Source organism: Streptomyces sp. RP5T (assembly GCF_003933965.1).
In the GTDB taxonomy this organism is placed as follows: domain Bacteria; phylum Actinomycetota; class Actinomycetes; order Streptomycetales; family Streptomycetaceae; genus Streptomyces.
Map to the genome: position 1 here is coordinate 1 of NZ_RSAJ01000635.1, position 4523 is coordinate 4523.

5 protein-coding genes are annotated in these 4523 nt (G+C 71.3%); 2 read left to right on the forward strand and 3 right to left on the reverse strand.

Annotated features, from left to right (window positions below; all coding sequences use genetic code 11):
* The coding region (locus EHS43_RS38060; RefSeq protein WP_312023470.1) for a histidine kinase at nt 1-1292 on the reverse strand (1292 nt) is incomplete at its 3' end.
* A gap of 221 nt (nt 1293-1513) precedes the next feature.
* Between EHS43_RS38060 and EHS43_RS38065 the strand changes: the two genes are divergently transcribed.
* Nucleotides 1514-2224 carry a hypothetical protein gene (locus EHS43_RS38065; RefSeq protein ID WP_125195174.1) on the forward strand — a complete coding sequence of 237 codons (711 nt, stop codon included), beginning with the start codon at nt 1514-1516 and terminating at the stop codon, nt 2222-2224.
* 95 nt (nt 2225-2319) lie between these two features.
* On the opposite strand, the gene EHS43_RS38070 is transcribed toward EHS43_RS38065, so the two are convergent.
* Entirely contained in the window at nt 2320-3024 is a 705-nt protein-coding gene (locus tag EHS43_RS38070) for a helix-turn-helix transcriptional regulator (RefSeq protein ID WP_125195175.1), read from the reverse strand.
* 187 nt (nt 3025-3211) lie between these two features.
* Here EHS43_RS38070 and EHS43_RS38075 point away from each other — a divergent pair, with 187 nt between their 5' ends.
* A complete protein-coding gene (locus tag EHS43_RS38075) occupies nt 3212-3661 on the forward strand; it encodes a PPOX class F420-dependent oxidoreductase (RefSeq protein ID WP_185806591.1) in 450 nt (149 codons plus the stop codon).
* 116 nt (nt 3662-3777) lie between these two features.
* Here EHS43_RS38075 and EHS43_RS38080 read toward each other — a convergent pair whose 3' ends face one another.
* Entirely contained in the window at nt 3778-4467 is a 690-nt protein-coding gene (locus EHS43_RS38080; protein WP_125195176.1) for a response regulator, read from the reverse strand.
* Nucleotides 4468-4523: the final 56 nt, after the last annotated feature.

The window sequence follows — 4523 nt, forward strand, 5'->3', positions numbered from 1 at the left end:
CTTCCCGCCTTGCTCTCCTCCCCGTACGGCAGCATCCCCGCGATCCGGAAGCCGCCGTCCTCGGTGGGCCCGGTGTGCACCATGCCGCCGACCCGGCCGACCCGCTCGCGCAGCCCCTTCAGCCCCTGGCCGCCGCTGATCTCCGGCGGCACCTCGGGCGCTCCGCCCGGCAGGGGCCCGTTGGTGACCTCCACGACCAGGCTGTCCGGTTCGTACCGCAGGGCAAGGCGTATCGGGGCGCCCGGCGCGTGCTTGTGGGCGTTGGTCAGCCCCTCCTGGACGATGCGGTACGCCTCGTGGTCGGCGGCGGGCGCCAACGGCCGCCGGACACCGCTCCGGTCCAGCGACACGGCCGTGCCCGCGCCCCGGGACGACTCGACCAGACCGTCGATGGCGGCGGTGGTGCGGGGCGCGTACGGCACCGAGGCGGCGCCGCCCACCGGCTGCCGCTGGTGCCCCTGGTACTGCTGCTCGTTCTGATGCCCCCGATACTCCGCCTCGTCGTGGAGCACCCCCACCGCCGCCCGCAGCTCCGCCATCGCGGTGACGGAGGCACCCCGGAGGATCCGTACGGCCTCCCGCTGGTTTCCGGTCAGCTCCGGGTCGACCTGGAGGGCGCCCGCGTGCACGGAGATCAGGGCGAGCTGGTGGCCGAGGCTGTCGTGCATGTCATGGGCGATGCGGTTGCGTTCCAGCAGCCGCGCCTCACGGGCCACCATTGCCTGCTCACGCCTGAGTTGCTCGTTGTTCTGCCACAACGCGTCGAGCAGCCGCCGCCGTTGGTCCCGGTAGCGGCCGACGAGGGCCGGCACCACGGCAAGGGTGAGGAAGGTCGCGACGTTCCACCCGAGGGTGACGAGCAGTACAGGCGCGACCCCTGAGGTGATGTCCTGGTACAGGCTCGGGACGGTGTGGAGCACACACGCGGCCCCGAACGCGGCGGCCACCCGCCAGGGTTCCGTGATCCGCCGCCCCGCCGACCAGGCGGCGCAGACCAGCAGCACGGAGGCCATGACACTCCACCCCCCGGCCAGCGGGGCGGAGAGGATCAGGGCGGTGGCGGGCAGCGCGTGGCGCGCGGGCGCCAGCAGAGCCATCGCCCCGGCCAGGAGGACGGTCCACGCCCCGAACGTGTCCATCCACACGCCGATGCCCGTGGCGAGCCCGGCAAGGGTGACCGCGAGTGCCGCCTCCGCGACGATACGGGCGGGGCTCCAGACCACACCGCCGGTCAACCGGCGCCGCAGGCCCCGAACGGTGAGCCAGGCGGAACGTACCTGTTGATCTCCCACATCCGTACCCACCCTCACATCCACTTCCCTGTCCGCATACACCGGACCGACGGTAGGAACCCCGGAAGACGCGCGCATCGGCCGAGCGTCGGGCCACCGTACGACGAAAGGTGACACCTCCGTCGCCCGGGATCGCGACTTCCGGAGACTGCGCCGGGCCGGTCGTGCGGCCGACGATGGACGGGCCGAAACGGGGACACGGGGACGACGGGAGATGTCACATGGACAGCACGGGCACGGAGTCGGGTACAGGAACGGGCGCGGAGAAGGACAAGTCCACCGTCGCTCTCACCAAGGCCGCCCGCGCCTCCGCGCCGACCCCGGCCCCCACCCCCGCGGAAGCACCGGACATCCAGTCCCACGACACCTTCGTCATCAAGAAGACACTGAGCCTCACGGCCGGCGAGTACGTGGTGAGCGTGGCCCGGCCGGACGGCTCCGAGGGCGAGCCTGTCGCGTACGCACGCGAGAAGCGGCTGTCGCTCAGGGGGCAGGTGACCGTCTATACGGACGCGTCCAGGAAGTCCGTTCTCGCCGCCTTCAAGGGCCGCGACCACGAGGTGGGTTACATGTACGACGTGCGGGACGCCTCGGGCCAGTCCTTCGGGTCGTTCTACGAGGACGCGGGCGCGTCTTTCCTCCGCAGGACATGGCAGGTGCGGCAGCCGGGGACGATGAAGCTGACCTGCCGCGAGCGCAGCCGGGTGGTGGCCTTCGTCCGGTTCATCTGGGAGTTCGTGCCGTATCTCGAATACGTGCCGTTCATCTGGCCGTACCGATTCAAGTACACCGAGAGCGGCAAGCCGCTGATGACCGTCGCCAAGAAGCTGGGGCTGCGCACCCGGTACGTACTGGAGATCCGCACGCCCGACATCGACCGCCGCCTCGCCATCGCCCACACGCTGGCCCTGGACGTCCTGGACGTGGACTGACACGTATGTGCGAGGCGAGCGTGGTCAGTGAACATGTCGCCAACGCCTTCGGCCACGGCCTCGCACCGGTGCGCCTGCCTGTCACGGGCCCTCCGCTACGGCCGTCCCTCGACCGCCTCCCAGAACCGCTCCACGATCCCGTCCAGGAACTCCCGGCCGGCCTCGCCGGAGCGTGCGCCGCCCCCGCCCCAGCTCAGGGTGGACACCATCTGCCCCTGGTACTGCCGGTGCAGATCCATCAGGGTCTCCTCCACCAGGCGCCGGTCCAGGGGCACGATCTTCGTGATCTGACGGACGTACGCCTGCCAGCGGGTGCTGACCGCTCCGCGCAGGCATTCGGCGAGCCGCCGCTCGCGTCCCGTGACGGCGACGAAGTCCGGCAGGTTCAGCTCCAGCAGGTCGGCGAGGGCCGCGGACTGGCGGTCGGTGCCGCGCCATTCGTCGTGCTCCTCCATGCGGAGGTAGGCGGGCAGTTCGAGCCCCACCGCACGGGCGACGTCCTCGGGGGCGATGCCGCGCGCGACGCGGTGCTCGCGCAGGGTGCGGGGGCGGCCGATGAGTTCACCGGAGGAGCACCACAACACGCCCGCCAGGGCGGTGAGTTCCGGACTGGTCGGGCAGACGATCCCGCGTTCCCAGGCGATGACGAGATCCGGGGTGACGTAGGGGAGGCCGTACGAGACGCGCAGCCCGTAGGCCACGTGCTCGGGCCCCATGCCGAGAGCGACACGGAGCCTGCGGGCGGTGAGGTTGTCGAAGGGCGGTCCGGGCTGGCTGGGCAGGGCGGGGGGTCGGCGCACGGCCCACAAGCTAGGGGAGCCGGGAAGGGGTGACTACGGTCTGTTCGGCCAGGATCACGGATCGTAGGAACCTACGGTTTCGACCGTGCATTCGGGCTGGCCGAAGATCCTCTGTCGGTGGCGTGGATGCGGTGGTGACGATGGCGCCGGGTGCCCGGACGGGTGGCCGGAAAGAGGTGCGATCTTCGTGTACGAAGTGAATGGCAAGGTAGAGGGGCATATTCGCGAACGGCTGCTGGCGCCGAACTTCTGGCATCTCGCGACCGTCGGTCCGGACGGAGCGCCGCAGGTCTCGCCCATGTGGGCGGACCTCGAAGGTGAGTACGTCATGGTCAACACGGCGATCGGACGTGTGAAGGAGGAAAACCTGCGGCGCAATCCGAACGTTTCCCTCTCCCACCACGACCCCGAGAACCCCTACGACCGCGTCGAGATCCGGGGCCGGGTGGTGCGCTTCGTCGAGGGCGAGGAGGCGGAGCGCTCCATGGACCGGCTCACACGGAAGTACATCGGCGAGGAGCGCTACCCGTGGCTCCTCGCCGGGGAGCGCCGGGTGATGCTGCTGATCGAGCCGGTGCGGGTGCGCAGGGTGGTGGGCGTGGAGCCGTTCCGTCCCGGGGTGCTGCCCGAGCGGTGACAGGTCGGGATGTCCTCGGCCCTCACGTCAGCTCGGCCCGACCGGTCGACTGCGGCAGGGGGAGTGGTCCGGTCAGGTCAATGAGCTTGCACGGCTTGGCCGTTGCGGTCCCGGGCCTACTGCTGGCCCTTGACCCACCGGTACTGCAACTCCGGGCGCCCCACCGTCCCGTACTGCGGACTGCGGGCCGCCCGGCCCGCGTCGACGAGATGCTCCAGGTAACGGCGGGCGGTGATACGGGAGATGCCGACCACCTCGGCCAGACCGGTCGCCGTGAGCCCCTCGGCGCAGTCCCGCAGGGCCACGGTCACGCGCTCCAGGGTGGGCGCGCTCAGCCCCTTGGGCAGGGCGGCCGGGCCGGGTGCGCGGAGGGTGGCCAGCGCGCGGTCCACCTCGTCCTGACCGCTCGCCTCGCCGGCCGCCGCGTGGAACTCCGCGTAGCGGATCAGCCGGTCCCGCAGGGTGGCGAAGGTGAACGGCTTCAGCACGTACTGCACGACCCCCAGCGAGACGCCCTCGCGCACGACCGTGAGGTCCCGGGCCGACGTCACCGCTATGACGTCCGCCTGGTGCCCGGCCGCGCGCAGCGACCGCGCCAGCTGGAGGCCGTGCCCGTCGGGCAGATGCAGATCGAGCAGCAGCAGGTCGACGGGCGTACGGTCCAGCAGACGCCGGGCCTCGGCACCGGTGTGCGCCTTGCCGACGGCGGTGAAGCCGGGGACGCGGTTGACGTACAGCACATGGGCGTCGGCGGCGACCGGATCGTCCTCGACGACCAGGACGCGGATGGGCTGCGGGCTGGTCATATGGCGCCTCCGGGGACGGCGGCGGGGGTGCCGGTCAGGTGCGGGGTGTCCTCGGG

Coding starts and splice junctions, on each gene's coding strand:
- EHS43_RS38065 (WP_125195174.1), top strand. CDS start 1,514: ATGGACAGCACGGGCACGGAGTCGGGTACAGGAACGGGCGCGGAGAAG.
- EHS43_RS38080 (WP_125195176.1), bottom strand. CDS start 4,467: ATGACCAGCCCGCAGCCCATCCGCGTCCTGGTCGTCGAGGACGATCCG.